The 25,955-nt window shown below is 67.8% G+C and carries 24 protein-coding genes; 6 read left to right on the top strand and 18 right to left on the bottom strand.

What is annotated here, in order from left to right:
* Window positions 1-149 precede the first annotated feature (149 nt).
* Window positions 150-1,550, top strand: a complete 1,401-nt coding sequence (locus AC3IPP_RS04535; RefSeq protein ID WP_087139789.1) for an amino acid permease — start codon at window positions 150-152, stop codon at window positions 1,548-1,550.
* A gap of 44 nt (window positions 1,551-1,594) precedes the next feature.
* Here the strand turns inward: AC3IPP_RS04535 and AC3IPP_RS04530 are convergent, their stop codons facing one another.
* Window positions 1,595-2,197 carry a GGDEF domain-containing protein gene (locus tag AC3IPP_RS04530; protein ID WP_489150528.1) on the bottom strand — a complete coding sequence of 201 codons (603 nt, stop codon included), beginning with the start codon at window positions 2,195-2,197 and terminating at the stop codon, window positions 1,595-1,597.
* A 127-nt stretch (window positions 2,198-2,324) separates the two neighbouring features.
* Here AC3IPP_RS04530 and purE point away from each other — a divergent pair, with 127 nt between their 5' ends.
* Window positions 2,325-2,831 (top strand): 5-(carboxyamino)imidazole ribonucleotide mutase, encoded by a 507-nt coding sequence (gene purE / locus AC3IPP_RS04525; RefSeq protein WP_489150527.1) that lies wholly within the window; start codon window positions 2,325-2,327, stop codon window positions 2,829-2,831.
* Window positions 2,831-3,913: a 5-(carboxyamino)imidazole ribonucleotide synthase gene (locus AC3IPP_RS04520; protein WP_489150526.1), complete on the top strand. Its 1,083-nt coding sequence runs from the start codon at window positions 2,831-2,833 to the stop codon at window positions 3,911-3,913. Before purE ends, AC3IPP_RS04520 begins: the two co-directional genes overlap by 1 nt.
* Before the next feature lies 1 nt (window position 3,914).
* Here AC3IPP_RS04520 and AC3IPP_RS04515 read toward each other — a convergent pair whose 3' ends face one another.
* Window positions 3,915-4,319 (bottom strand): hypothetical protein, encoded by a 405-nt coding sequence (locus AC3IPP_RS04515; protein WP_087139796.1) that lies wholly within the window; start codon window positions 4,317-4,319, stop codon window positions 3,915-3,917.
* Window positions 4,319-4,987, bottom strand: a complete 669-nt coding sequence (locus AC3IPP_RS04510) for a COQ9 family protein (RefSeq protein ID WP_489150525.1) — start codon at window positions 4,985-4,987, stop codon at window positions 4,319-4,321. Before AC3IPP_RS04510 ends, AC3IPP_RS04515 begins: the two co-directional genes overlap by 1 nt.
* A 189-nt stretch (window positions 4,988-5,176) precedes the next feature.
* On the opposite strand from AC3IPP_RS04510, the gene rpsU reads away from it, so the two are divergent.
* Complete coding sequence (gene rpsU / locus AC3IPP_RS04505) at window positions 5,177-5,410, top strand: 30S ribosomal protein S21 (protein ID WP_087139870.1); 234 nt, start codon at window positions 5,177-5,179, stop codon at window positions 5,408-5,410.
* A 136-nt stretch (window positions 5,411-5,546) separates the two neighbouring features.
* On the opposite strand, the gene AC3IPP_RS04500 is transcribed toward rpsU, so the two are convergent.
* The 6 genes from AC3IPP_RS04500 to AC3IPP_RS04475 form a co-directional block, all read right to left on the bottom strand.
* The gene (locus tag AC3IPP_RS04500) at window positions 5,547-6,989 is read right to left on the bottom strand and encodes an ABC transporter permease (RefSeq protein ID WP_087139800.1); all 1,443 of its coding nucleotides are present in this window, start codon (window positions 6,987-6,989) and stop codon (window positions 5,547-5,549) included.
* Complete coding sequence (locus AC3IPP_RS04495) at window positions 6,986-7,951, bottom strand: ABC transporter ATP-binding protein (RefSeq protein WP_489150524.1); 966 nt, start codon at window positions 7,949-7,951, stop codon at window positions 6,986-6,988. The genes AC3IPP_RS04500 and AC3IPP_RS04495 overlap by 4 nt, the downstream gene beginning before the upstream one ends.
* 110 nt (window positions 7,952-8,061) lie before the next feature.
* Window positions 8,062-8,688 carry a M23 family metallopeptidase gene (locus tag AC3IPP_RS04490; protein ID WP_489150523.1) on the bottom strand — a complete coding sequence of 209 codons (627 nt, stop codon included), beginning with the start codon at window positions 8,686-8,688 and terminating at the stop codon, window positions 8,062-8,064.
* A gap of 194 nt (window positions 8,689-8,882) precedes the next feature.
* The gene (locus tag AC3IPP_RS04485) at window positions 8,883-10,685 is read right to left on the bottom strand and encodes an autotransporter domain-containing protein (RefSeq protein ID WP_489150522.1); all 1,803 of its coding nucleotides are present in this window, start codon (window positions 10,683-10,685) and stop codon (window positions 8,883-8,885) included.
* Window positions 10,686-10,784: 99 nt separating this feature from the next.
* A complete protein-coding gene (gene serA / locus AC3IPP_RS04480; RefSeq protein ID WP_489150521.1) occupies window positions 10,785-12,674 on the bottom strand; it encodes a phosphoglycerate dehydrogenase in 1,890 nt (629 codons plus the stop codon).
* Between the two features lie 97 nt (window positions 12,675-12,771).
* Entirely contained in the window at window positions 12,772-13,302 is a 531-nt protein-coding gene (locus AC3IPP_RS04475; RefSeq protein ID WP_489150520.1) for a hypothetical protein, read from the bottom strand.
* 203 nt (window positions 13,303-13,505) lie between these two features.
* Here AC3IPP_RS04475 and AC3IPP_RS04470 point away from each other — a divergent pair, with 203 nt between their 5' ends.
* The gene (locus tag AC3IPP_RS04470; protein ID WP_489150519.1) at window positions 13,506-14,438 is read left to right on the top strand and encodes an Hsp33 family molecular chaperone; all 933 of its coding nucleotides are present in this window, start codon (window positions 13,506-13,508) and stop codon (window positions 14,436-14,438) included.
* A gap of 4 nt (window positions 14,439-14,442) precedes the next feature.
* Here AC3IPP_RS04470 and AC3IPP_RS04465 read toward each other — a convergent pair whose 3' ends face one another.
* The 7 genes from AC3IPP_RS04465 to AC3IPP_RS04435 all read right to left on the bottom strand — a co-directional run bounded on the left by AC3IPP_RS04465 (window position 14,443) and on the right by AC3IPP_RS04435 (window position 21,931).
* Window positions 14,443-15,162: a CPBP family intramembrane glutamic endopeptidase, BDIM_20840 family gene (locus AC3IPP_RS04465; protein WP_489150518.1), complete on the bottom strand. Its 720-nt coding sequence runs from the start codon at window positions 15,160-15,162 to the stop codon at window positions 14,443-14,445.
* 115 nt (window positions 15,163-15,277) lie between these two features.
* Window positions 15,278-15,967 carry a phosphate regulon transcriptional regulator PhoB gene (gene phoB, locus AC3IPP_RS04460; RefSeq protein ID WP_003165711.1) on the bottom strand — a complete coding sequence of 230 codons (690 nt, stop codon included), beginning with the start codon at window positions 15,965-15,967 and terminating at the stop codon, window positions 15,278-15,280.
* Window positions 15,968-16,013: 46 nt separating this feature from the next.
* Window positions 16,014-16,760 (bottom strand): phosphate signaling complex protein PhoU, encoded by a 747-nt coding sequence (phoU, locus tag AC3IPP_RS04455; RefSeq protein ID WP_087139817.1) that lies wholly within the window; start codon window positions 16,758-16,760, stop codon window positions 16,014-16,016.
* Between the two features lie 10 nt (window positions 16,761-16,770).
* Window positions 16,771-17,631 carry a phosphate ABC transporter ATP-binding protein PstB gene (pstB, locus tag AC3IPP_RS04450; protein ID WP_087139820.1) on the bottom strand — a complete coding sequence of 287 codons (861 nt, stop codon included), beginning with the start codon at window positions 17,629-17,631 and terminating at the stop codon, window positions 16,771-16,773.
* A gap of 5 nt (window positions 17,632-17,636) precedes the next feature.
* A complete protein-coding gene (gene pstA / locus AC3IPP_RS04445) occupies window positions 17,637-18,947 on the bottom strand; it encodes a phosphate ABC transporter permease PstA (RefSeq protein WP_489150517.1) in 1,311 nt (436 codons plus the stop codon).
* Window positions 18,940-20,370: a phosphate ABC transporter permease subunit PstC gene (pstC, locus tag AC3IPP_RS04440; protein ID WP_489150516.1), complete on the bottom strand. Its 1,431-nt coding sequence runs from the start codon at window positions 20,368-20,370 to the stop codon at window positions 18,940-18,942. The genes pstA and pstC overlap by 8 nt, the downstream gene beginning before the upstream one ends.
* Window positions 20,371-20,533: 163 nt before the next feature.
* Window positions 20,534-21,931 carry a sensor histidine kinase gene (locus tag AC3IPP_RS04435; RefSeq protein WP_489150515.1) on the bottom strand — a complete coding sequence of 466 codons (1,398 nt, stop codon included), beginning with the start codon at window positions 21,929-21,931 and terminating at the stop codon, window positions 20,534-20,536.
* A gap of 149 nt (window positions 21,932-22,080) precedes the next feature.
* On the opposite strand from AC3IPP_RS04435, the gene AC3IPP_RS04430 reads away from it, so the two are divergent.
* On the top strand, window positions 22,081-24,396 hold the full coding sequence (locus AC3IPP_RS04430; RefSeq protein ID WP_489150514.1) for an ATP-binding protein: 2,316 nt from the start codon (window positions 22,081-22,083) through the stop codon (window positions 24,394-24,396).
* A 28-nt stretch (window positions 24,397-24,424) separates the two neighbouring features.
* On the opposite strand, the gene AC3IPP_RS04425 is transcribed toward AC3IPP_RS04430, so the two are convergent.
* Complete coding sequence (locus AC3IPP_RS04425; RefSeq protein WP_292060280.1) at window positions 24,425-24,634, bottom strand: hypothetical protein; 210 nt, start codon at window positions 24,632-24,634, stop codon at window positions 24,425-24,427.
* Between the two features lie 29 nt (window positions 24,635-24,663).
* Window positions 24,664-25,941, bottom strand: a complete 1,278-nt coding sequence (gene aceA, locus AC3IPP_RS04420; RefSeq protein ID WP_292060279.1) for an isocitrate lyase — start codon at window positions 25,939-25,941, stop codon at window positions 24,664-24,666.
* Window positions 25,942-25,955: the final 14 nt, after the last annotated feature.

Raw genomic sequence — 25,955 nt, 5'->3', positions numbered from 1 at the left:
GATCAGGATATGAAGCGGCCTTTCAGGGTCGTTTTTTCTGTTGCGGCATAGCTTGGTCGACCCAAGGCTGCGCCAATAATGCTACGGAAAAACACCGTTATTCCGAATATTTTTACATTCGCCGTCAAGGGCCGCCTGGGGGAAGACGCATGAGTTTCGTGACACGCCGCAAGGCCCTGCCTGCGCTGGGAGGGCCGCCCAAGGCTCATGGGTTGAAGCCCACCCTGTCCTGGCCGCACCTGGTCGCCCTGGGCGTCGGCGCCATTGTCGGCACCGGCATCTACACCCTGATCGGCGTCGGGGCGGAGCGGGCCGGACCGGCGGTCATGCTGGCCTTCGTCATCGCGGGGATCGTCTGCGTCTGCGCCGCCCTGGCCTACGCCGAGCTGGCGACCATGATCCCGGAGTCGGGCTCGGCCTACACCTATTCCTACACCACCCTGGGCGAGGGCGCGGCCTGGATGGTCGGGTGGAGCCTGATCCTGGAATACACCGTGGTCTGTTCGGCCGTGGCTGTCGGCTGGGCGGGTTATTTCTCGGGCATGATGGAGGGGATCGGCATGGGCCTGCCCGCCATGCTGACCTCAGCCCCGTCGCAAGGCGGCATCGTCAACCTGCCCGCCGTGATCATCGTCGCCGCCGTGGCGGGTCTGCTGGTCGCCGGCACCAAGGAAAGCGCCTCGATCAACGCCGTGCTGGTGGTGGTCAAGATCGCCGCCCTGATCGCCTTCGTGGCGATCGCCCTGCCCCACTTCAATCCGGCCAACCTCAAGCCCTTCATGCCCTACGGCTTCTCGCACGGCGTCGGCGCCGAGATGGGCGTGATGGCGGCGGCGGCCATCATCTTCTTCGCCTTCTACGGCTTCGACGCCGTGGCCACGGCGGCGGAAGAGACCCGCAATCCCGCCCGCGACCTGACCATCGGCATCATCGGTTCGATGGTGGCCTGCGTCATCATCTACATGGCCGTGGCCATCGCCGCCCTGGGCGCCATGCCCTTCACCGACTTCATGAAGTCGCCCGAGCCCCTGTCCCACATCATCCGCACCGTCGGGTCCGACCTGTGGGCCACCCTGATCGCAGGGGCGGCGGTCGTCGCCTTGCCCACCGTCATCCTGGCCTTCATGTTTGGCCAGAGCCGCATCTTCTTCGTCATGGCCCGCGATGGCCTGCTGCCGCGCAGCCTGGCCCATGTGTCCGAGCGTTCAGGCGGGCCGGTGCGCGTGACGGCGGGCACCGCCGTGCTGATGGCGATCATCGCCGGCTTCATTCCGCTGGGCGACCTGGCCGCCCTGGCCAACGCCGGGACGCTGGTGGCCTTCGCCTCGGTCGGCCTGTGCCTGATCGTGCTGCGCCGCCGCGAGCCGGGCCGGCCGCGCGTCTTCCGCGCCCCGGTGTGGTGGCTGGTCGGGCCGGTGGCCATCGCCGGCTGCATCTATCTGTTCTTCAGCCTGCCCGCTTCGACCCAGATCAACTTCGTCATCTGGAACGTGATCGGGGTGGCGGTCTATCTGCTGTACAGCCGCCGCAACAGCCTGCTGAACGGCTAAAGCAAAGGGCGCCGAGACTGATCTCGGCGCCCTTTTTCAATTCTTCAACGCGTCGCTTCCGGCCGCGCCTTCTTCCTTAGCCACATGGCCGCGTCGGCTTCGGACAGCCAGACCTCCGCGTCCGTCTGAGCCGCATAGGCGCGCACGCCGAACGAGCCGCCCAGCGCCACCCGCGTCTCGTCCCAGACGAAGCCTTCGCTCTCCAGCGCCTCGCTGAGCCGCCGCGCCTTCTCGCGCCCTTCCTCGGCGCCTGCATTCATCAGCACCACGGTGAACTCGTCCCCGCCCATGCGGCCGACGGCGTCGGATTCGCGCACGTTCGCCAGCAACAGCTCCGCCACAGCGATCAGAGCCGCATCCCCCGCCGCATGGCCCAGGCGATCGTTGATTCCCTTGAAACCGTCCAGATCAAGATACAGTAACGACGCCTCGACCCCGTGGCGGCGGCAATAGGCCAGATTGCGCGCCAGCACCGTCATGAAGCCGCGCCGGTTCAGCGCGGGCGTCAGCACGTCGTGGTCAGCCAGAGCCTCAGCCCGCTCCGCCCGTTCGGTCAGAGCCGCCACCTCAGCGCGCAGGCGCGCGATCGCGGCGTGCAATTCCGCATCGGCGCCCGCAGCGGTCGTCTGTTCGGCCAGGTGGTTCAAGGCGGGCTCCGGCGTCGCATTTCCGGCCGACTCAAGGCCCCGCGACGCGCCGGAGTCTAGCGTCCTCGGTTGCGGGCGCAACGCGGGTGCTGTAACGGGCCGCTTTCCGCTTGGGGAGCCTTTGCGCATGACCGCCTCCACGCCGCCCGTTTCAACGACTCCGGTCGCAATCATCATGGGCAGCCGCTCGGACTGGCCCACGATGAAGCTGGCCGCCGACCGCCTGGACCAACTGGGCGTCGCCTGGGAGGCCAAGGTCGTCAGCGCGCACCGCACGCCCCAGCGCCTCTATGACTTCGCCACGACGGCCAAGGACAAGGGCTTCAAGGTCGTCATCGCCGGCGCAGGCGGCGCGGCCCACCTGCCCGGCATGGCCGCATCGATGACCGATCTGCCGGTGCTGGGCGTGCCGGTCCAGTCCAAGGCGCTGAAGGGCCTCGATTCCTTGCTCTCCATCGTCCAGATGCCCGGCGGCGTGCCCGTCGCCACCCTGGCCATCGGCGAGGCGGGCGCCGCCAACGCGGGCATCCTGGCGGCGCAGATCCTGGCCCTGGCCGATCCCGCCCTGGCCGAGCGCCTGTCGGCCTTCCGCGCCGCCCAGACCGAATCCGTCGCCGAAAGCGTCGAGGACTGATGCCCGATCTTCCCCTGCCCCCCGGTTCGACCCTCGGCATTCTCGGCGGGGGCCAGTTGGGCCGGATGCTGAGCCAGGCCGCCTCGCGTCTGGGCTTCGACGTGGTGATCCTCGATCCCCAGCCCGACAGCCCGGCCGCCCGCGTCTCGCGCGCCCAGATCACCGCCCCCTATGACGATCCCGACGCCCTGCAGGCGCTGGGCCGTCTGTGCGACGTCGTCACCTTCGAATTCGAGAACGTTCCCGCCGCCTCGGTCGAGACCCTGGCCGAAGCGGGCGCCCTGGTCGCGCCGGGACCGACGGCTCTCGCCGTGGCGCAGGACCGGGTGGACGAGAAGACCTATCTCAACGCCGTCGGCGCCCCGACCGTGGCCTTCGCCGCCGTGACGACGCTGGACGACCTGACCGCCGCCATCGAACGCCTAGGCCTGCCCGCCCTGCTGAAGACCCGCCGCGAGGGCTACGACGGCAAGGGCCAGGTCTGGATCCGCAACGCCGCCGACGCCGAAGCCGCCTTCGACGCCATCGGCCGCCGCCCCGCCGTACTTGAGGCCGCCGCCGTGTTCCAGCGGGAGCTGTCGGTCATCGCCGCGCGCGGCCGCGACGGCGCCGTCGCCGTCTATCCCCTGGGCGAGAACGTCCACAAGAACGGGGTGCTGAAGACCACCACCGCCCCCGCCGCCGTCGACCCGGCCACGCAAGCGCGCGCCGAACAGATCGCCACCGCCGTTCTGGACGGCCTCGACTACATCGGCGTCATGGGCATCGAACTGTTCGACATGGGGAACAGCGAACTGCTGGTGAACGAGGTCGCCCCGCGCGTCCACAACACCGGCCACTGGACCCAGGACGGCTGCATCTGCGACCAGTTCGAGCAGCACGTCCGCGCCGTCGTCGGCTGGCCCCTGGGCCCGACACAGGCCCACGCCCGCGTCGAGATGACCAATCTGCTGGGCGCCGAGATCGAGGACTGGCGCGCCCTGGCCGCCCAGCCTGACGCCCGCCTGCACCTCTACGGCAAGCACGACGCCCGGCCGGGGCGGAAGATGGCGCACATGAACCGCATTCTGTCGCTCGGCTAGATCAAGGCTGCTCCACGCAGAGCCGATCCAGCAGCAGAATCTGGCCCGGATCGGTCGGTTCCACCAGCCCGCTCTCAAGCCTCGAAGAGCGCGCAAACCCCGCAACCTCGCGATAATAGTCGCGCACGCCTAGCGCCACGAGCCGCTGCTGACAGTCCAAAGTCAGACGCGCGACTATGGTGTTGATCTTGTCGCTCCCCGAAGGCGGCGCCCACCCGCGCATTAACACCGTCAGCGTGTCCCCATCTCGCGCCAAAGATCTCTCATCAATAGAGTATTCGAAGGCTCCGACAGCCCCAACCTCTCGCCACTGAACCGCGTTGGGATCCGGCAGGATCTGCGCCATGGCCGGGCTGCCAACAAACAGGGCCATCGCCAGAACGACAGCCTTCGCGCGCATCCTCATCAGGCTCCCCTCGCCCCGTAGCGCAACCGCCCCAGCACGTCGGTGATCGTCCGCACCGGCGCGTCGAAGTCCTTGCCCGCCTTCCACTTCTCGAAGGCCATGACGTTTTCGATGCGGCGGGCGACGAAACCGTCCGCCGCCTCGCGCCCGTCGAACCAGCGCATGGTCAGAGCGGGGATCAGGATGCCGCCCAGAATCGCCCGCTTGGAGTAGTGATTCTGGTCCGTCGCCGTGTCGCCCGCCCAGCGCCACAGGTGATCCGCCGTCTCCCACGCCAGCTTGAAGCCCAGGTCGACGTTGGTCGGCAGGCTGAGGAAGCCCGCGCACCGCTTGGCCGCCTCGATGTCCTCGGCGCCCGATTCCATCCGCGCCGAGACGGCGGCGGCGATTCGCTCGCGAATCTTCATCGTCGAGACGGGCGTGGCCTCCAGCGCCTTCAGCGCGCGCGCGTCATGACGACGCGACAGCAGAACCGCAAGATCGCGCGGGCCGTTGGGCAGCAGCAATTCCTGGTCGCCCAGCGACAGGCCGCACGCCTCGCACGCGGCGCGCGTCAGGCGCGCGTTCCAGCCCAGCGCGGGCGCGCGTTCTATGGCCGCGTCCAGAACGGCCTGTTCTGTGCGGTCGGCCCAATCGCCTTTCGGAGCGGTCTCGGCTGTCTCGGTCATGGGCGGCACGATACGCCCATCCGGCGGGCGTTTCGAGCCATCACGATTAGGCGCGACGATCTGGACACGCCCCCCCCGATCATGTATCAGCGCGCCTTCACTTGGGAGGCCTCCTCTCGAGCGTGGTTTTGTTTTGTCTGCCCGTCTCCCTTGGAAAGGACGCGGCGGGCGGCCAAAGGAGAGAGACCCCTGGTTCAGATTTTTGTCCGCGACAACAATGTCGATCAGGCGCTGAAAGCCCTGAAGAAGAAGATGCAGCGCGAAGGCAGCTTCCGCGAAATGAAGCGTCACGTGCACTTTGAAAAGCCGTCGGAAAAGCGCGCCCGTCAAAAGGCTGAAGCTGTCCGTCGCGCCCGCAAGCTGGCTCGCAAGCGCGCCCAGCGCGAGGGCCTGCTGCCGGCTCCGAAGGGTCGCGGTCGCTAAGACCGGCTGACGCCTGAAAGATCAAAGGCCGCCCCGGACATCCGGGGCGGCCTTTTTCTTTGTGTGCTTGTTCTCCGCTCATCCCCGCGACCGCCGGGATGAGCGGGAGAGAGGCAAGGCCTCCCTCCCCTAAACCTCACCGCCCCGTCACGGCGCCCATGAAGCTCTTCCAGCTCAGCTTCACGTCCGACAGGGCGCCCGCGCGGAAGGCGCGGCCGGCCGCCCAGACCATCAGGGCCGCGAACAGGAACATCCCGATCAGACCGCCGATGATCTCGATCAGGGGCGGTCCGCTGGGCGCGCGCGCAGCCATGACGAAGGGGGTGAAGGGCGGGATCAGGCTGATGACCTTCACCACCATGGCGTCCGGGGTGCGGATGGCCATCTGCATGACCAGGATCGGCACGACCAGCACCATCATGATCGGCCCCATCAAGGTCTGGGCGTCGCGCGGCGTGTCGCAGAAGGCGCCGATGGCCGCGAACAGCACAGCGTACATCAAATAGCCGCCGACCAGGAACAGCAGGAAGTAGACGAACAGGCCGTCCGTCAGCAGCACCGAGCCGATGTCCCGCGCCACATCGGGCACGGTCGCGATCAGGCCGATGGCGCCGATGCCGCCCCAGGCGCCCAGCACGGCCAGGGTCAGCAGGGCCACGCCCAGCACCTTGCCCGCCAGGATCTCGGTCGCCGAGGCCGAAGACAGCAGCACTTCCAGAATCTTGTTCGACTTTTCCTCCATCACGCTGTTCAGCAGGATGGAAGCGCCGGTGATGATCAGCGACCACAGGATGAAGCCGACCGCCAGACCGACGATCACCGGCAGTTTGTCGCGGAACGACACCTCGCCCCCCGACGCCGCACGCGGCGAGAAGACCGAAACGTCCGGCCGGAACTTCTCCGTGTCCGACACCACCGCAGGATCGATGCCGCTGGCGACGAAGACGCGGCTGCGGTTGGCGGACTTCAAGGCGTCGCGGATGGCGTCCTCGACCACATCGTCGGTGGCGCGGCCGGTCCAGACACGGGCGCCGGGCTTGCCCTCGGCTTCGGTCAGGAAGACCACGGCGTTCAGCTTCTCACCCTCGGGCGCGTCCTTGTCGACATAGCGGCGGGCCAGGGCGTCGCGCGCCTCACCCGGCGCTGCGGCGGCCAGATCGGCGGGCGCCTCGACCAGTTCAAACGACCGCTTGGGCGTCTTGAAGCCTGCGGCGGCGCGCGGGGCCTCCTTCTTCAGCGCCTCCAGCCCGGCGTCGAAGCCGCCCTGCTCGGCGGCCTCGCGTACGCGGTCGCCGCCCGCAGTCCCGGCCTCGGGCACGGCGGCCATGCGAAGGGCGGCGATGTCAGCGCGTCCGCGCTCCCTCTCCAGCGCCTGGCTCACAGCGGCGGCCAGGCCGGACCCGGCCGGGGTCTCGTCGATGATGACGGCTTCGCGCACCGGCTCAGCATGGTTCATCAAGGCGGGAATAGCCCCGCCCAGCACAGCGAACAGCGGGAAGGCCAGCAACGACAGCCAAAAGCCGACCGTCTTGGCGTAGGCCAGGAACTCGCGGCGCGCGATCAGAAGAATGCGGTTCATCGCGCGGCCTCCATCTTGTCGGCCTTGCCGACGGACTGATCCTCGTCCGGGTGATCGCCGGTCAGGGCGATGAAGGCGTCGTGCAGGGTCGGCTCCTTCATCTGGAATCGCCGCACGTCCAGCCCGCCCAGGAAGGCGGCGCGCAGGGCGCTTTGCGCCTCCGCCCCCGGCGTCAGACCGACGCGCAGAGTGCTGACGGCGCCGTCTTCGGCCAGGGTTTCGATGCCGCTGACGCCCGGCAGAGCGGCGACCGCGTTTCGGTCCAGCGCCCCTTCCAGTTCCAGAAAGCGCGGCGATGTCGCCCGCGCCTCGTCCACCGTGCCCTCAAACGCCTTACGGCCGCGGGCCAGCAACACCACCTTGTCGCACAGACGCTCCGCGTGCTGCATGACGTGGGTCGAGAACAGCACCGTCGCCCCATTGTCGGCCAGGGCGCGGATCATGGCCTCCAGTCCCTGCTGGTTCATCGGATCGAGGCCCGAGAACGGCTCGTCCAGGATGACGAACTCCGGCTGATGCACCACCGAGGCGATCAGCTGGACCTTCTGGGCCATCCCCTTGGACAGCTCCTTCATCTTCTTCTTGCTGGCCTCGCCCAGGCCCATCTGCTCCAGCATCTCGCGGCCGCGGCGGCGGCCTTCGGGCAGGGGCAGGCCCTTCAGCCCGCCGAAGAAGGCGATGGCGTCCACCGGCGTCATCTTCTTGTAGAGGCCCCGCTCCTCGGGCAGGAAGCCGATCCGATCGCGCACCTTGCGCCCGTCGTCCGCGCCCAGGATGTCGATGCGGCCGCTGGTCGCCGGCTGCAGGCCCAGGATCATCCGCAGGGTCGAGGTCTTGCCCGCCCCGTTCGGCCCCAGAAAACCGCAGATCGACCCCTTCTCGACCTGGAAGCTCAGGTCGGAGACCGCCTGGAAGCCTCCGTATCTCTTACTGATTCCATCCAGCGTCAGCGCCGCGACCATTCGGTCCCCCTGCAAAAAGCCCAAGGATCGAATCTAACGGCAGCGCGCAGGCAATGGAAAGGGTATTTTACATTACGGTTTGGTCATGATGCCGCGCCCCGTGCGCAGGATCAGACCGGCGCCTTCACCCGGATGTCGAAGCTTTGGCCGACGATCTTGGCGGGATCGATCTGGCCGCCGTTGCGGCGGACCTCGAAGTGCAGGTGCGGGCCGGTCGAATAGCCGGTCGAACCCACCAGGCCGATACGCTCGCCGGCCGCCACCGCCTTGCCCGTATGCACGTCGATGCGGCTGAGGTGGCCGTACAGGCTGGTCATGCCGTTCGGATGCTGCATCTCGATGAAGTTGCCGTAGCCGCCCGCCTGATAGCCCGCGCGCAGCACCTTGCCCTCGGTCGTGGCGAAGACGCCGGTGCCGGTCGGGGCAGCGATGTCCACGCCCTTGTGCGCCCGCGCCTTGGCCTCGATCGCCAGCTTTCGAAGACCAAAGGGCGAGTTGATGCGATAGCCCTTCAGCGGGGCCTCGAAGACAATCTTGCGCGTGACGGGCCCGGCGGGTTCGGCCACCGCCTTCACCGGCGGGGCGATGGGGGCCGAGATATCGACGACCTTCTCAGGGGCGCCGGAAATCATGCCGACGGGCGCGGCCGCCATGGCCAAGACCGCCAGGCCGGCCAGGACGCCCGTCTGGCCGAAACGGATCACATGCGGCCGCACGGCCGGAGGAACTAGACGCATACTCTAACGACTCATTCTGAGCGCTTGGTCAGCGCGGAGGAGCCGTCAGGAAGGCGCGAAACACGCGCGCGGGCAGCGAAACTCAAAGTCGCCGACGGCCGGAATTGACCGTCTTTTGCAATTTTACCGGGACATGAATGGGGCGCTCCGAGGGCGACACGGGGTCGCACCTCGGAAACCTTCGTTTTCCAGAATTACAGCGGCAAGCTCAGCTTCACCGCCGCCATATGGCTGTCGGCGTGATCGCCGAAGCGGCCCTTGTAGCCGATCGACACCTTCAGCCGCTCCATGACCGTGCCCTCGATCCCAGCGGCGGCCAGCACCTGCCCGCCGAACGGCAGGTCCACGTCGCGGGCCAGAACCTGGGCGGGATTGCCCAGGATGCCGGTGCGCACGGCGTCGCTGTCGTCGCTCAGGCTGTCGCGATAGCCGCCCTCGGCGTAGAAGCGGATCCGCTCGGTCCCGCCCTCGGCGCGCAGGGCGATCTCGGCCGTCGTCGCCTGCACCGAACGGTCGGCATAGGCGTACTGCGCCGCCGGTCCCTGCTCGCTGAAGCCGTCCACATCGGCGTTGACCCAGGCCACCGCCGCGCGCGGCGACAGGGCGAAGCCGCCCAAGTCGAACCACATCCCGCCCTGCAGGCGCGCGCCGGTCGAGACGCCGCGCGTCGAGCTGCTGTGAACGATCGGCGCCAGGCTGGTCAGGCGATTGACGTCGTTGAAGTCGTCCTGGGCCACCCCCGCCGCCGCATTGACGAACAGGTCGCCCGAGCGCCAGCCGCCGTAGATGTCCAGCCCGAAGCTGTCGACGTCGGCGCGCAGGGCGCCCGCATCCACATCCGCGTTGCGATAGGAGCCGGCCAGGCCGAAGCGCAAGCTCTCCGTCCCCGACTCCAGGGCGATCCGCACGCCATAGCCGTCAGAGGTCGCCTCGCCGATGGCGCCGCGCGCATCGGTCTCGGTCTTGTCGGCTAGCCCCTCGACCGAGATCGAGGTTCCGCCCGTCCACGCCTCACGCCCCGACAGGGCGGCGGTCGAGTTGTCCAGCGCGTCCTCGCGGTGACGCCAGGATGTTTCGCCCAGGATCGCGGTCTGACTGCCCAGATCGCCGTAATAGAGATAGTCGTTGGCCAGGCGCGCGATCACCGCATGGCCCTTGGCCGTCGGGTGAACCCCGTCGAAATAGAAGTAGTCGTCCGGGTTAGAGCACAGCGTCACGCCATTGAAGCAGGCCTGGGTCACGTTCGACACGCCGAAGGCGCTGGGGTTGTTAGCGATCACGTCCCCGACCTTGAACAGATCCATCAGGATGATGTTGCTGCCCGGCCGCGCCGCCGCCGTCGTGGTCAGCCCGGTCAGCAGGGCGCCATTGAACGTCGTGACGGCGTAGTCAGCCAGCGGCGCGGCGGGCGTCCCACGGAACTGCGGCGTCAGGCTCAGCTTGGGCAGGTTGGTGACCAGCACCGTTCCCGCTCCGGCCTCAGCGACGCCGTTGACGATGAAGTTGATATCCGCCGCCGCACTTTGCGCCACAGGAGCGATGGAGCCGGTCGGATTGGGCGAGGCCCCTGCTGCAGGCAACCCCTGGAAGATGTTGTTCGCCCCGCCCAGCACGCTGACCAGATCGTTCGCGCCGAACTTGCCGCCGCGCTGCAGATACTGGCCCAATTGCAATCGCATCCCCAACGGCGCCGTCTGACTGTCGGTGCGCGCACCGCCGAAGGCGTAGTTGATGCTGCCCGTCACCGGCCCCATGAAGTTGGCGGCGTTGAAGCCCAGCCGCTCGGTGAACACCGGCCCGTTGGAGAATCGCCCGGCACCATAGGGCGGCGAGGTCGGGGTCGATCCGCCCGTCGCCAGATACAGGTTGCCATTGTCCGACAGGCTGTCGCCGAACACCACCAGACGGTTGTAGCTCTGGGCCGAGGCGGCTCCGGCGGCGGACACGGCGGCCAGGCTCAGAGCAGCCAGCGCCGCTCCGCGAAGAAGACGAGACATCGATTTCCCTCCCATCGACCGTCCGTATGCGGTCGTTAGGCTGCAGTCTGCGCCGCTTTTCTCAGGACGCAAGATGACGCGAGGGAAGGTGATCGACGATCAGTGCAGACGGCGGAAGCGGATGGTGCCCGGAAGCTGCTTCAGCGCCGTCAGCGCCTCACGGTCGTAGTCGCGGTCCACGTCGGTGATGACATAGCCGGTCCGCTCGTCCGTCTTCAGGTGCTGGCCCAGAATGTTCAGGCCCGCATCCGACAGGGCGCGGTTCAGCTCGGCCAGCACGCCCGGCTGATTGCGGTGGATATGCAGCAGACGGTGGGCGCGCGTCACCTCGGCCAGTTGCACGTTCGGCAGGTTGACGCAGAAGGTGGTGTCGCCCCGGTTCAGATAGCCCAGCAGACGCTCGGCCGCGAACTCGGCGATGGCTTCCTGTGCCTCCTCGGTCGAGCCGCCGATGTGCGGGGTCAGGATCGTCTTGTCCAGGCCGACCAGCGGGCTGTCGAACGGGTCTGCATTGGTGCGCGGCTCCTCGGGGAAGACGTCGACCGCCGCCCCGCCCAGACGGCCGGACTTCAGCGCCTCGGCCATGGCGTCGACATCGACCACATGACCGCGCGACAGGTTCAGGAACAGGGCGCCCGGCTTCATCTTTGCGAACTGGTCGGCGCCGATGATGGCGGTGTTCTCCTTGCGGCCGTCGACGTGCATCGTCACCACGTCCGCTTCGGCCAACAGGGCGTCCAGCGAGCGCATCCGCCGGGCGTTGCCCAGCGCCAGCCGCTCGGACAGGTCGTAGAACAGCACCCTCATGCCCAAGTTCTCGGCCAGCACCGACAACTGGCTGCCGATGGCGCCGTAGCCGACGATGCCCAGCGTCTTGCCGCGCACTTCGCGCGATCCCGTGGCCGACTTGTTCCACTTGCCCTTGTGCATATCACGCGACTTGTCGGCCACGTCGCGCATCAGGACGATCATCATGCCGATGGCCAGTTCGACCACTGAACGGGTGTTGGAATAGGGGGCGTTGAACACGGCCACGCCCTTGTCCGCCGCCGCGTCCAGATCGACCTGATTAGTGCCGATGCAGAAGGCCGCCACGGCCATCAGCCGATCCGCTGCGTCCAGCACCTTGCGGCTGACGTTGGTCTTGGAGCGGATGCCCAGGACGTGCACGCCCTTGATCGCCTCGATCAGGTCGTCCTCGTCCAGCGCGCCCTTCATCGTCTCGACGGAATAGCCCGCCTCCTCCAGCCGCTCGACGGCGGCGGGGTGGACGTTCTCCAGCAGCAGCATGCGGATGCGGTTGCGCGGATAGGACCAGCGCCCGGCCACGCCCTCGGCGTAGAGCACCTCATCCAGGGAGGCGGCGACGGCGTCGGCGGCCTCGACCACCTTGGGACGGCTGACGATCTCGGTGAAGGCGTAGAAGCGGTCGGCCGCGCCCTGAATCTTGACCTCGGCGTCGGTCCAGCCGTCGCCGACCATGACCACGGGACCGTTCAGGCTCAGCGCGCGGATCACCTCCGGCTTGCCGTTCTCGCGCGACAGGGGGTTGGCCGTATCGACGCCCGTCACGCGGCCTTCGTCGTCATAGATCAGGTCGTTGGCCAGCACATGATCGGCCGCCACGCCCAGCCGCTCGGCCAGTGGGCCGATCACCTCGCGGAAGCCGCCCGACAGGATGTAGATGCGCTCGGCGTTGCGCTGGAAGAAGTCGACGTTGCGGCGGATGGAGACCGTCGCCTCGTCCAGGATGCGGTCGGTCAGGGCCTCGACGTGCTCGCGGCGCAGGGCCAGCAGGTCCAGCCGCTGCTTCAGCGCCTCGCCGAAGCCGATCCGACCGTTCATGGCGTCGTCGGTCAGGGCCGCGATCCGCGCCTTGCGCTCGGCGGCGTCGGGCGCGTCTTTCAGCGCCAGCTCGGCCAGCGCCTCCAGCGTCTCGATGCGAACCAGGGTGGAATCGAAGTCGAAAATGAAGACAGGCGAGATCATGCGCGGGCTCTAGACCCTCTTCGCATTCGCAGCAATGAAAAGGGGCGCCGCAGCGCCCCTTTCCGCATGATTTTTCCATTTACAGCTGAAAACCGGCTCAGCGGCCGCCATTTTCGCCCCGACGGCGGCTTTCCAGGGCCGCCGCGCCGATCATTGCGGCGATGGTGGCCACGGCCAGAAGGGCGCCGCCCTCCTTGGCGTGATCGCGGGCGAAGTCGCCGGCGTCCTCGGCATAGCGGCGCGCCTGCTTGGTATAGCGGCGCATCGGACGGCGCGATTTCTTCTTGGTGCGGCGATACCATTCGTCAGCCCGATCGCGCGTCTCGGCGCCGAAGCGGCCGGCGCGCTCCTGGGCGTAGTCGCCCAGATCGGCCGCACGATGGGTCAGATCATCCGCCCCTTCGCGAACCCCGCGCGCGATATCGTCAAAGCGGTGACGCAGGGCCTCGGCGTCGAACCAGCCGCGCGGGTCGATGCGCGTCTTGATCCGCTCATAGCGGGTCGGGCCGGAGCGCTGGTTCAGCAGGATGGTCGCCAGGCCGACGCCCGCCAGAACGGCCACGACGCCTGCGGTGATTCCAGGGTGCTTGCGGACCTCATCCACGACGTTGAACTCACGATCCATCATGTCAGACCTCTTGGGGAAGGAAGCAGTTTCGGTTCCTAAGGGAGCGAGCTTCAGCACAAAGGGTTCCCTGCGTCCGGTCAAGCTTGTTGAACCGCACGTTGAACCGCACGGGGCCGTGGCGCGGGCGACACGGCCTCCCCTTACCAAGCGGCCTTCGGCTCCCTATGTTGCGCCGCTTCCGACAGTTTTCAGGATTTCACGCCGTGACCGATCACGCGCCCGACGCCCCCATCGCCGCCCCGACGGACGACTTCGCCGCCGCCTTCCAGATCGAAGGCTGGCCGGTGCGCGGCCGCCTGGTCCGACTGGGCGAGGCGGTCGACAAGATCCTGTCGGCCCACGCCTATCCCGAGCCGGTCGCCGCCCTGCTGGGCGAGGCCTGCGTCCTGGCCGCCATCGTCGGCTCGGCGTTGAAGTTTGACGGCCGCCTGATCGTCCAGGCCCAGGGCGACGGCCCGGTGCGCTATGTCGTCGCCGACTACGGCACGGACGGCCACCTGCGGGGCTTCTGCCGGTTCGACCCGGAAGAAGTGGCCAAGGCGTCCGAAGGCTTCGCCCGTCCGGGGGCCAAGACCCTGCTGGGCGGCGGCGTCTTCATCATGACGGTGGATCGCGGCGCCGACTTCGAGCGGACGCAGGGCGTGACCCCCATCGAGGGCGAGAGCCTGTCGCTGTGCGCCGAACACTACTTCTCCCAGTCCGAGCAGGTGCCGACCAAGGTGCGCCTGGCGGTCGGCGAGGTCGAAACCGACGCGGGCCGCGCCTGGCGTGCAGGCGGGGCGATGATCCAGGTCATCGCCGGCGACGAGTCGCGCGGCTCGACCGAAGAAGTGTGGGAGCGCACCCGCGCCCTGTTCGCCACCCTGGGCGACGACGAACTGATCGACCCGACGATCAGCGCCGAGACCCTGCTGTACCGCCTGTTCCACGAGGATGGCGTGCGATTGGAAGGCGCCCAGACCCTGGCCGCCGTCTGCCGCTGCTCGAGGGACCGTATCGCCAGCGTGCTCCAGTCCTTCCCGGCGGAAGAGCGCGCCGAAATGGTCGAGGACGACGGCAAGATCCGCGTGACGTGCGAATACTGCTCGACCAACTATGAGATCGACCCGGCCGAGCTGGAAACGGCCGAGGCCTGATCCCTCAGACCAGCATGAAGACGGCGTTGCCGTAGTTATGCAGCAGGACCGGCAGCAGCACGCTGCCGGTCTTTTCGCGCAGCCAGACCAGCAGCAGGCCCGCCAGTCCCGTCGACGCCATCGGCGCCCAGTCAAAGGTGAAGCCGCCGTCCTGATAGCCCAGGGCGTGGGTAAGGCCGAACGCCAGCGCAGTCAGCACCGCGCCCCAACCCATCGGCGCGCCCAGCACACGGATCGGCCGTCCGAACGCCTCGTTCAGCATCAGCAGCAGCACGCCGCGATAGAAGATCTCCTCGTCCAGCCCCGGCATGGTCAGTTGAAAAGCCAGGCTGTCGGCGTCGAACCCCTCGCCCGGCATCCAGATCGCCAGGCCGAGGAACAACAGAACCAAAAGACCTGACAGGATGAACGCGCCTCGTAGCCCCGCCCGGTCCTGATGCAGCGTCACGCCGCTGCGCCGCCATCCCACAATGGGCAGGCTCGCGACAGCCAGCGAAAGCAGGACGGCCAGCGTCTTGCCCTCCCAGTTCCAGCGCGAGGGTCCAAAATCCAGCGGGATGTGCCCGTAGCCGCGCGTGAGCACGGCGTCATAGACCGCCATCAGCAGCAAGGCTGCGGCCAGCCAGCCCCAGCGCACCTTCCCCCGAGACAGGACGGCGGCCGCCCCGCCCGCCAACGCGATCGCGCCGACCCAGCCCAGCATGGCGACAATGGCGGCCGACATGACTTCCCTCCCCGATACGACGTCGTCGTTCAGAGGCGGACGGATGGCCCTGCGGATGCAGATGAAGAAAAGTTAAGGCGCCCGCCTTCTCCCCCGAGGGGAAGAAGGGCTCAGATCAGTTGTTCAGGTCCAGCGAATAGCCCGCCGAGCGCACGGTGCGGATCGGGTTGACCGTGCCTTCGACATTCAGCGCCTTGCGTAGGCGGCCGACGTGGACGTCCACGGTGCGGGCCTCGACATAGACGTCCGAGCCCCAGACCGCGTCCAGCAACTGCTCGCGGCTGAACACCCGACCCGGATGCTTGAGGAAGTGGTCCAGCAGGCGGAACTCCGTCGGGCCCAGATGCACCTCGCGGCCCGCGCGGCTGACGCGGTGAGCGACGCGGTCCATGATGATGTCGGCGTGGTTGACCCGGTCGTCGGCCAGACCCGGACGGATGCGGCGCAGCACGGCGCGGATGCGCGCGGTCAGCTCCGTCATCGAGAAGGGCTTGGTCATGTAGTCGTCGGCGCCGGTGTCCAGACCGCGCACGCGGTCCGTCTCTTCGCCGCGCGCGGTCAGCATGATGATCGGCAGGTTGCGCGTCTCGGCCCGGCCGCGCACGCGGCGGCAGACCTCGATGCCCGACAGCTTGGGCAGCATCCAGTCCAGCAGGATCAGGTCGGGGGTGCGTTCGTCGATCTGCAGCATCCCCTCCTCGCCGTCGGCGGCGACGGCCACGTCATAGCCTTCCTTCTCCAGATTGTACTGGAGCAGGGTGGCCAGGGCGTCCTCGTCTTCCATCACCAGGATATAGGGTTGCACGTCAGCCTCTCCGGTTCGTCGAAGTCGTCAGCGATGTAGGGGGGTGTCAGTCGTCCGCCGCGTCAGGCGACGCAGGCAGATGCGGGGTCGGCGTCGGCTCTTCGCCGGGACCGGGCACGGCCTTCGGCCGCTCGCCCAGCATGTCCTCGCCCGTGATCTCATAGTGGACCGTCTCGGCGATGTTGGTCGCGTGGTCGCCGATCCGCTCCAGGTTCTTGGCCATGAACAGCAGATGGGTGCAGGCCGTGATCGTGCGCGGGTCGCCCATCATATAGGTGAGCAGTTCGCGGAACAGGGCGTTGTAGTGCTCGTCCACCTCGTCGTCGGTCTGCCAGACCGACAGGGCGCGCTCGATCTCCGAGGCCGTATAGGCGTCCAGCACGTCGCGCAGACGGTTCGACACCAGCCGCCCCATGCGCTCGATCGAACGGGTCAGCGGCTGCATCGGCTCGGCCTCGGCCAGGATCAGCGCCCGCTTGGCGATGTTCTTGGCCAGGTCGCCGGTGCGTTCCAGGTCCGAGGCCAGCTTCATGGCCCCCAGCGTCCGGCGCAGGTCGCTAGCGACCGGCTGGCGCAGGGCGATCAGGCGGATCGCCTTCTTCTCAATGTCGCGATGCAGGGCGTCCAGGCGGTTGTCGCGCTCGACCACCGCCTTCGCCAGAGCCACGTCGCGGCGGGCGACGGATTCGATGGCGTCCGCCACCTGGGCCTCGGCCAGGCCGCCCATGCGGACCACCTCAGCCGTCAACTGGTTCAGCTCGTCGCCGTAAGCCTTGACCGTATGCTGGTTCATCGTCGGGTCCTCAGCCGAAACGGCCGGTGATGTAATCGAGCGTGCGCTTTTCGCGCGGGTTGGTGAAGATCTCTTCGGTGTCGCCAGTCTCGACCAGCTTGCCCATGTGGAAGAAGGCCGTGCGCTGCGAGACGCGGGCCGCCTGGGCCATCGAGTGGGTGACGATGACGATGCAGTAACGCTCGCGCAGTTCGTCGATCAGCTCTTCGATCTTGGCCGTAGCGATGGGGTCCAGCGCCGAGCAGGGCTCGTCCATCAGGATGACTTCCGGCTCGACCGCGATGGCGCGGGCGATGACCAGACGCTGCTGCTGGCCGCCCGACAGGCCGGTGCCCGGCGAATGCAGGCGGTCGGCGACCTCGTCCCACAGACCGGCGCGCTTCAGCGACTTCTGGACGATCTCGTCCATCTCGCCCTTGGTCGAGGCCAGACCATGGATTTTCGGCCCATAGGCCACGTTCTCATAGATCGACTTGGGGAAGGGGTTCGGCTTCTGGAACACCATGCCGACCTGGGCGCGCAGCAGCACCGGGTCGATCTTGCGGTCGTTGATGTCGCCGCCGTCCATCTCGATCCGGCCGGTCACGCGGGTGCCGGGGATGGTGTCGTTCATGCGGTTCATCGTCCGCAGGAAGGTCGACTTGCCGCAGCCCGACGGACCGATCAGCGCCGTCACCGTCTTGTCCGGGATATCCAGCGAGACGTCGAACAGGGCCTGCTTCTCGCCATAGAAGACGCTGACGTCGCGCGCGGCGATCTTGATCGGACCCAGCGGGGCCGAAGCGTGGGCGCCGACGACCGGCGCCGTCGTCAGGGTGGCGGAAGCGCCGTTGGAAACGCCTTCGGGCGCGCGGAAGATGCGGGACTTCATAAGATTTACCACCGGCGTTCGAAGCGACGGCGCAGCAGGACTGCGGCGGCGTTCATGACGATCATGAAGGCGAGAAGGACAAGGATGGCGGCCGCCGTCCGTTCGTGGAAGGCGCGCTCGGACGCGTTCTCCCAGATGTAGATCAGCGACGGCAGGGCGCCGACCGGCTCGTCGATGGCGTGCGGCACGCCCGGCACGAAGCTGATCATGCCGATCAGCAGCAGCGGCGCCGTCTCGCCCAGGGCGTGGGCCATGGAGATGATCGCGCCCGTCATCACGCCGGGCATGGCCAGCGGCAGGACGTGGCCGAACACCGTCTGGGTGCGGCTGGCGCCCATGGCCAGGGCCGCCTCGCGGATCGAGGGCGGAACGGCTTTCAGCGACGAACGGGTGGCGATGATGATGGTCGGCAGGGCCATCAACGCCAGCACCAGGCCCCCGACCAGCGGACTGGCGCGCGGCAGGTGCAGGAAGTTGATGAACAGCGCCAGACCCAGCAGGCCGTAGACGATGGACGGCACGGCGGCCAGGTTGTTGATGTTGACCTCGATGATCGCCGTGATGCGGTTGCGCGGCGAGTATTCCTCCAGCCACACGGCGGCGCCGACGCCGACCGGAATGGCGATCAGGGCCGTCACCATCAGCATCAGGGCCGAACCGACCACGGCGCCCAGCAGGCCCGCAAGCTCCGGCTGGGTCGAGTCGCCCTTGGTGAACAGGGCCGAGTTGAAGTGCGGACGCACGGCGCCCGAGGCCTTCATCCGGTCCAGCCAGTCCATCTGCTCATTGGTGACGCGGCGCTGGTCCTCGGGCTGATCGCGGGTGATCTTGCCCTTCAGATACATCTCGGCGTCATCCGACAGCGGCGCGGCGACCGGCACGGTCTGGCCCAGCAGGCTGGGCTGGCGCGCGATCATCTTGGCGGCCTGGAACTTCAGCTCCGAGGACAGCAGGGCCTTCATGGCCGAGGCCTTGGTCCCCTGTTCGTCGTCCTGGACGCCCAGGCGGCGGATCTGCTGTTCGGCGACGATCTGCTCGAAATTGGCGCCTTGCGGATAGGAACGGTCGATCCGCGCCGGGTCCATATAGACCGGCAGGGTCACGGTATGGGCGTAGAAGGCGGTGTAGCCCTGGGTGACGATGCTGCCGAGCAGGATCACCAGGAAGGTCAGGGCCACGCCGATGGCCGCGCGGCCGTACCAGCGGAAGCGGGTCTCGCGCGCATAGCGGGCGCGCAGGCGGCTCTTCAGGCGCTGGGTGCGCGGGCTGACGCCGGTCGCGCCCTGCTCGGTCAAGTTCTGGGCGGCGTCAGTCATACTGTTCCCGATAGGCTTGCACGATGCGCATGGCGACGATGTTAAGCAGCAGGGTGACGACGAACAGCGTCAGGCCCAGACCGAAGGCGGCCAGCGTCTTGGGACTGTTGAACTCCTGGTCGCCGGTCAGCAGGGTGACGATCTGGACGGTGACGGTCGTGACCGTCTCCAGCGGGTTCAGGGTCAGCTTGGCGGCCAGGCCCGCGGCCATGGTGACGATCATGGTCTCGCCGATGGCGCGCGACACGGCCAGCAGCAGGGCGCCGGCGACCCCCGGCAGGGCGGCGGGCAGCAGCACCTTCTTGATCGTCTCGGACTTGGTGGCGCCCATGGCGTAGGAGCCGTCGCGCAGGGACTGCGGCACCGCGTTCAGAATATCGTCCGACAGGGAGCTGACGAAGGGGATCAGCATGATCCCCATGACCGCGCCCGCGACCAGAGCCATCTGGTTCTGGACCAGCGAAAGGTACAGCCCCAGATCGTTGAACGGACCGCCGATCAGCATGTCGCCGATGCCGTTGAAGAAGACGCGCAGCGCCGGACCAACGGTCAGGGCGGCGAAAAAGCCGTAGACCACGGTCGGCACGCCAGCCAGGACTTCCAGCGCCGGCTTGACCAGGGCGCGGGTCTTCGGGCCCGAATACTCCGACAGATAGACGGCCGAGAACAGGCCGATGGGCGCCGCCACCGCCATGGCGATGGCCATGATCAGGAAGGTGCCCGCGAACAGCGGCACGGCCCCGAAGGCGCCCGACGACCCGACCTGATCGGCGCGAATGGCGATCTGCGGGCTCCACTTGGTTCCGAACAGGAACTCGGTGATCGGCACCATGCTGAAGAAGCGCAAGGAATCGATCACCAGCGAGAAGATGATGCCGAGCGTGGTCAGCACCGCCACCGCCGAACAGGCGAACAGCACACCGGTGATCCAGCCCTCGACCTTGTTGCGCGCACGCAGGTCGGGACGGATGCGGCTGAAGACGAACAGGCCGCCCAGCACGGCGGCGATCAGGGCGGCGACGCCCCCGCCCCAGTTCAGGGCCGCGGCGATGCGGTGGGCGCGGCGGCCCTCGGCCGGCAGTTCCTCGGCGTAAGGCGCGGGCCAGATCTGGCGCGCCTCCTGCCCCGCACCGACCAGACGGGCGTCGGCGAAGAAGGCCTCACGGCGGAATGGCTCCAGCTGGGTGACGCTGTCAGGCGCGCCCGCCCGCATCATCTGCTGCTCGATGGAGGTCGAGAAGACCGAGGCGACGATCAGCATCGCCAGCGCCGGAACCCCGACCCAGATCAGGGCGTAAAGCCCGTGTTGGCCAGGACGCGAATGCGACTTCGCCCCCTGGCTCCGGCGAACGGCCAAGGCCCGCCCGGCCACATAGGCCAGGACGGCGAAGGCGATCAGCAGCAGCAGGAAAATCCAGATCATCCGGTCCGATCAGCGCAGGAATCAGGAACGCGCCGGGTTCGGTGCGTTTCGGCCGGGAAACTGCCTGCGATACGTCAGCGGATTAAGACGGCTGGATGACAGTTCTGTTACGGCGCCCGGCCGCAATGTCGCAGCTCCATGACGATCGCTCCGAATGCGGACGTCAGGACTCGGCCTCAGGGGCCAGCGGGAAGCATGCGGCGAAGATAGCGCCGCAGCCCGGCGCGCTATCGACCGACAGGCCGCCGCGGTGGCGGATGATGATGTGGCGCACTATGGCCAGCCCCAGGCCCGTGCCCTGCCGGTCGCCGCTCTTCTGGCCCTCGACACGATAAAATCGCTCGGTCAGACGCGGCAGGTGCTCGCGCGCCATCCCCGGCCCGTGGTCACGCACGGTGACGACGGCGTAGCGCTGGCCCGTCTCGCGGTCGGGGGTCGCCAGGGACAGGCGATTGCCCTCGGCCATCCGCGCCGCCATGGCCTCGTCCAGAGTGCGGTCGATCTCGATGCCGACCTCGATGGTCCCGCCTGCGCTGGAATACTTCAGGGCGTTGTCGATCAGGTTCTGCACCACCTGGGCGATCTCGTCCCGGTCGCCGGTCACGGCCGCGCCGCCGTGCGGCAGGTCCGCATGGATCGTCACCTGCCGCTCGCTCGAGATGACGCTGACCGCATCGACCACATCCGCCGTCGCCCGCGCCAGGTTGACCCGGCCCAGAGGCGCGATGTGTTCGTTCAGCTCGATCCGGCTCAACGACAGCAGATCGGCGACCAGGCGCCGCATCCGGTCGGCCTGAACCGCCATGATGTCCAGGAATTTGTCGCGCGCCTTGGGGTCGTCCTTGGCGTGGCCCTTCAGCGTCTCGATGAACCCGGACAGGGACGCCAGCGGCGTGCGCAGTTCATGGCTGGCGTTGGCCAGGAAGTCGACGCGCATCTTCTCCATGCGACGCACGTCCGTCTCGTCGCGCAGCGCCAGCAGGGTCAACGCCCCGCCGCCCCAGGCTGAAGCCTCTCGCGTCGGCAGGGGACGCACCAAGGCCCGCCAGTGCCGTTCCTGAACGCCGCCGCCGACATAGTCGACCTCGGCGGCGACGCCCTCGAACAGGGCCTCGTCCACCGCCTCCAGCACGCGCGGCTCACGCAGGACCGAGACCAGCAGCCCGCCGCCCGTCCCGTTCAGCTTGAACAGCTCGCGCGCCGCCGCATTGGCCAGGGCGATGCGGCGTCCGGCGATATCGTCCGCCTCGCCGCCGCTGATGATCAGCAAGGGATCGTCCAGCGCCTCGAACACATCGCCCAGCAGAGCCGCGTCCGGGCCCAGATCGACCGCGCCGGGTTCGAACTCCATCTCGTCGGCGGCCGACGGCGGATTGCGGTTCACCAACCAGGTCGCGAGCGCGACAGCGACGGCGCCCGCCGCCAGCCATCCCGCCAGCTCGGGCTTCATCACCGCCAGAACCGCCATCACCAATATGGCCACGCCCCCGCTGGCGCCGGCCGTCCACAGTCGGGACGACGCCGTAGGCGCAACAGGAGATGGAGAGTGATCGTAAGGCATTTCGACCGACGTTATCTCATTCTTCAGCAGCTCGACCTAGATTGATCCGTCGGCAGCCCGCTGAGTCGGCCGGTTCGACGCACGGGATGTGTAGCTTGGTTTCTTCACGGATTTACGGCGGAACGGCTAGGGGCTGAGGGAGCATCATGATGGGCGGCGTTCTGAGCTGTCTGGTTGAGCGCCACGATTGGCGAATCGCCTCTTTCGCCATCCTGGCCTGTGTCTTCAGCCTCGCCATCGCCCTGCTTCTCGCCGAGCGCGCCCGTCGTCTGTCGCCGCGAGCCCGCCGGGCCTACACCCTGTCGGCGCCTCTGGTCGGCGGACTGGGCGTGTGGACCACCCATTTCATCGCCATGCTGGCCTACGACGTCGGCGTAGAGATCCGGTATGACGCCCTGCAGACCTTCCTGTCCCTGGTGATCGTCACGGCCGCCTTCTGGGTCGGCATGCATCTGCATCTGGCGGGCGGCGCGGGCTGGCGGCGCCGCTCGGGACTGGCCGCCGCCGCTGTCGTCACGGCGGGCGTCGCGGCCATGCATTTCGTCGGTATGGACGCCATGCGCCTGTCCGGAGCGGTTCTGGCCTGGAACGCGCCGCGCGCCGTCCTGGCTGTCGCGGGCGGCCTGATCCTGTTCAGCGCGGTCGCGCTTCTGCCGTCCATGGGCAAGTGGAAGCAGCTGACCGCCGCCACCCTCCTGACCTCCGGCGCCGTCGCCTGGCTGCACTTCGTCGCCATGGCTGCGGTGAGCCTGACGCCTGCGCCGGGCGTCCTCCTGCCCAGTCAAGCGGCGAGCGCCGCCGTTGTCGCCCTGTGGATCACCCTCGGCGTCGTCCTGACCGTCGTTGTCGCCGCCTTCTTCACCGGCATGATCTGGTGGTCGCGTCGCAGCGTCCTGGGGCAGTTGCTAGAGGCCGTCCACGCCATGCCGGACGGCGTGGGCGTCTATGACGCCGATGACCGCCTGGTCTTGTGGAACCAGCGCTACAGCGAGATTCATCCGCATCTGATCCCGGTGCTGCGGCCCGGCGTCACCTTCCGCGAAGTCCTTGAGGTCGGCATGAAGGCGGGCGTCTATCCCGACGCCGCCGGTCGCGAAGAGGCTTGGATCACCGAACGTCTGGCCTGTCGCCGCGCGCCCATCGCGCCGCGCGAAATGCAGGTCGCGGGTCGTTGGCTGCGCGTCCAGGATCGCCCGACCGTCGGCGGCGGCGCCGTGACCGTCTGCTCGGACATCAGCGATCTGAAGCGCAATGCCGAAGCCCTGGCCGAGGCGCGCGACGCAGCCGAAGCCGCCAACCGCGCCAAGAGCCGCTTCCTGGCCAATATGAGCCATGAAATCCGCACGCCCCTGAACGGCGTCATCGGCGTGGCCCAGGCGCTGACCCGCACGGAGCTGTCGCAGCACCAGCAGGAAATGCTGGAGCTGATCCAGTCCTCCAGCCGCACCCTCCAGACCCTGCTCAGCGACATCCTGGATCTGGCGCGCGTCGAATCCGGACGCCTGGAGCTGAAGGAAGAACCGCTCGACCTCGCTCGCACGGTGGAGGAAGCCGCCCTCCTCTACGCCGCCGCCGCCAGGGACAAGGGCCTGCAGTTCATTGTCGAGGTCGCGCCCGAGGCCCAGGTCTGGACCTATGGCGATCCGGTCCGCCTGAAACAGGTGCTGACCAACCTCGTTTCCAACGCCGTCAAGTTCACCGCCTCCGGCTTCGTCAGCCTGACCGTCGACGCCGTCCCGACCGAGGAGCCGCAGACCCTGCGCTTCGTGGTCCAGGACACCGGCATCGGCTTCGACGCCCTGACGCAGGCCCGACTGTTCAATCGCTTTGAACAGGCCGACGGCGACATCACCCGCCACTACGGCGGCTCTGGCCTGGGCCTGGCGATCTGCCGCGAACTGGCGGCCATGATGGGCGGCGACCTGGGTTGCGAGAGCGAGCCGGGCGCGGGCGCGGCCTTCATCCTCAGCCTGCCGCTCAAGCTGGCTCAGGCGCCGGCCATCCCCCTTCGTCCCGCGCCGAAAGACGCCGCCATGACGTCGGACGAAAAAGCCGCGCCGCGCCGCCTGCGCATCCTGGCCGCCGACGATCATCCGACCAATCGCCGCGTCGTCGAGCTGATCCTGGACAGCGCCGCCTTCGATCTGGTCTCGGTCGAGAACGGCGTCCAGGCGGTCGAAGCCTACCGCGCCCAGACCTTCGACCTGGTGCTGATGGACATGCAGATGCCGGTCATGGACGGCCTGTCCGCCGTGCGGGAAATCCGCCTGCACGAGGCGGTCATGGGCCTGCCGCACGTTCCTGTCGTCATGCTGACCGCCAACGCCCTGCCCGAACACCTGGATAAGGCCCTGGCCGCTGGCGCCGATCGCCATATGGCCAAGCCCTTCAGCGTTGAAGACCTGCTGGCCATGGTCTCGGACCTGACGGCACAGACGCCTCAGGCCGCGGAAGCCGCGGCCTGAGGTCTCCTTTTTTCAATGCTGACGCGGCCTATTCGTAGCCGTGCGCCGCCTCGTTGATGACCTGGCTGGGCATCGTCGAGAAATCCACGCTCAGCGGACGGACCGCCTTGGCCTCGAACGTCTTGAGGACGTGCTCCAGACGGCGGCGCACCTCGCGTTCGGCCTCGCTCGCCCCGTCCAGCGCCAACGGCGCCAGGCAGAAGTCGATGATGGCTTGCGGTCGGGTCATCGGTTCCATGTCATTTCCTTTCCTGTGAGGCGTGGAACTCAGGCGGCGTGGAACTGGGCGGTTTCGGTCGAGTCCTTCAGGGCCGTGGTCGAGGACTGGCCCGAGGAGATGACCGTGGCGACATCATCGAAATAGCCGGTGCCGACCTCGCGCTGGTGACGGGTGGCGGTATAGCCGATGGCCTCATTGGCGAACTCGCGCTGTTGCAGCTCGGAATAGGCCGCCATGCCGCGATCGCGATAGCCGCTGGCCAGTTCGAACATGCCGTTGTTCAGGCTGTGGAAGCCCGCCAGCGTCACGAACTGGAACTTGTAGCCCATGGCCCCCAGCTCGCGCTGGAACTTGGCGATGGTGTCCTTGTCCAGCTTGGCTTCCCAGTTGAACGAGGGCGAGCAGTTGTAGGCCATCAGCTTGCCCGGATGTTCTTTCTGAACGGCCTCCGCGAACTTCTTGGCGTCGTCCAGATCAGGGTGCGACGTCTCCCACCACAGCAGGTCGGCGTATTTCGCATACGACAGCCCGCGCGCGATGCAGTGGTCCAGACCCGTGCCCGGCTTCAGGCGATAGAAGCCCTCCGGCGTGCGGTTCTCGCGATCGATGAAGGGGTGGTCCCGCTCATCGATGTCCGAGGTGATCAGCTGGGCCGACTCCGCATCCGTGCGCGCCACCGTCAGGGTCGGCGTGCCGCAGACGTCGGCCGCCAGACGCGCCGCGATCAGATTGCGCTCATGCGCCTGGGTCGGGATCAGCACCTTGCCGCCCAGGTGGCCGCACTTCTTCTCGCTGGCCAGCTGGTCCTCGAAGTGAACGCCCGCGGCGCCCGCCTCGATGAAGGCCTTCATGATCTCGAAGCTGTTCAGCGGCCCGCCAAAACCGGCCTCGGCGTCGGCGACGATGGGAGCGAACCAGTCGCGCTTGGCGCCGCCCTCGGCGTGCTCGATCTGGTCGGCGCGCTGCAGGGTGCGGTTGATGCGACGGCACAGTTCCGGCGCGGCGTTGGCCGGATACAGCGACTGGTCCGGATACATGGCGCTGGCCGTGTTGGCGTCGGCCGCGACCTGCCAGCCCGACAGATAGATGGCCTTCAATCCGGCGCGGACCATCTGCATCGCCTGATTGCCGGTCACCGCGCCCAGGGCGTTGATGTAGGGCTCGGAGTGCAGCAGCTCCCACAGGCGGTTGGCGCCGCGCTCGGCCAGCGTATGGGTGACCGGCACCGAACCTCGCAGACGCAAGACGTCTTCCGGCGAATAGGGGCGCTCAATGCCGTCGAAACGGCCGGCGGGCGAAGGAACCAGATCGGCGAAGGTCGTCATGTTCGTCTCGGCTT

The organism is Brevundimonas sp. KH_060 (assembly GCF_057838275.1).
This window is presented reverse-complemented; position numbering and strand designations above follow the sequence as displayed.

Bases quoted from the DNA above. Each gene is read 5' to 3' on its own strand.
- AC3IPP_RS04425 (WP_292060280.1), bottom strand. From the start codon at position 24,634: ATGGAACCGATGACCCGACCGCAAGCCATCATCGACTTCTGCCTGGCG.
- AC3IPP_RS04435 (WP_489150515.1), bottom strand. From the start codon at position 21,931: ATGCCTTACGATCACTCTCCATCTCCTGTTGCGCCTACGGCGTCGTCC.
- serA (WP_489150521.1), bottom strand. From the start codon at position 12,674: ATGATCTCGCCTGTCTTCATTTTCGACTTCGATTCCACCCTGGTTCGC.
- AC3IPP_RS04475 (WP_489150520.1), bottom strand. From the start codon at position 13,302: ATGATGGATCGTGAGTTCAACGTCGTGGATGAGGTCCGCAAGCACCCT.
- AC3IPP_RS04495 (WP_489150524.1), bottom strand. From the start codon at position 7,951: ATGGTCGCGGCGCTGACGCTGGATGGAATCAGTAAGAGATACGGAGGC.
- phoU (WP_087139817.1), bottom strand. From the start codon at position 16,760: ATGAACCAGCATACGGTCAAGGCTTACGGCGACGAGCTGAACCAGTTG.
- AC3IPP_RS04520 (WP_489150526.1), top strand. From the start codon at position 2,831: ATGCCCGATCTTCCCCTGCCCCCCGGTTCGACCCTCGGCATTCTCGGC.
- AC3IPP_RS04490 (WP_489150523.1), bottom strand. From the start codon at position 8,688: ATGCGTCTAGTTCCTCCGGCCGTGCGGCCGCATGTGATCCGTTTCGGC.
- pstC (WP_489150516.1), bottom strand. From the start codon at position 20,370: ATGATCTGGATTTTCCTGCTGCTGCTGATCGCCTTCGCCGTCCTGGCC.
- AC3IPP_RS04430 (WP_489150514.1), top strand. From the start codon at position 22,081: ATGGGCGGCGTTCTGAGCTGTCTGGTTGAGCGCCACGATTGGCGAATC.
- purE (WP_489150527.1), top strand. From the start codon at position 2,325: ATGACCGCCTCCACGCCGCCCGTTTCAACGACTCCGGTCGCAATCATC.
- AC3IPP_RS04485 (WP_489150522.1), bottom strand. From the start codon at position 10,685: ATGTCTCGTCTTCTTCGCGGAGCGGCGCTGGCTGCTCTGAGCCTGGCC.
- AC3IPP_RS04535 (WP_087139789.1), top strand. From the start codon at position 150: ATGAGTTTCGTGACACGCCGCAAGGCCCTGCCTGCGCTGGGAGGGCCG.
- AC3IPP_RS04500 (WP_087139800.1), bottom strand. From the start codon at position 6,989: ATGAACCGCATTCTTCTGATCGCGCGCCGCGAGTTCCTGGCCTACGCC.
- AC3IPP_RS04510 (WP_489150525.1), bottom strand. From the start codon at position 4,987: ATGACCGAGACAGCCGAGACCGCTCCGAAAGGCGATTGGGCCGACCGC.
- pstB (WP_087139820.1), bottom strand. From the start codon at position 17,631: ATGAAGTCCCGCATCTTCCGCGCGCCCGAAGGCGTTTCCAACGGCGCT.
- AC3IPP_RS04515 (WP_087139796.1), bottom strand. From the start codon at position 4,319: ATGAGGATGCGCGCGAAGGCTGTCGTTCTGGCGATGGCCCTGTTTGTT.
- pstA (WP_489150517.1), bottom strand. From the start codon at position 18,947: ATGACTGACGCCGCCCAGAACTTGACCGAGCAGGGCGCGACCGGCGTC.
- aceA (WP_292060279.1), bottom strand. From the start codon at position 25,941: ATGACGACCTTCGCCGATCTGGTTCCTTCGCCCGCCGGCCGTTTCGAC.
- AC3IPP_RS04465 (WP_489150518.1), bottom strand. From the start codon at position 15,162: ATGTCGGCCGCCATTGTCGCCATGCTGGGCTGGGTCGGCGCGATCGCG.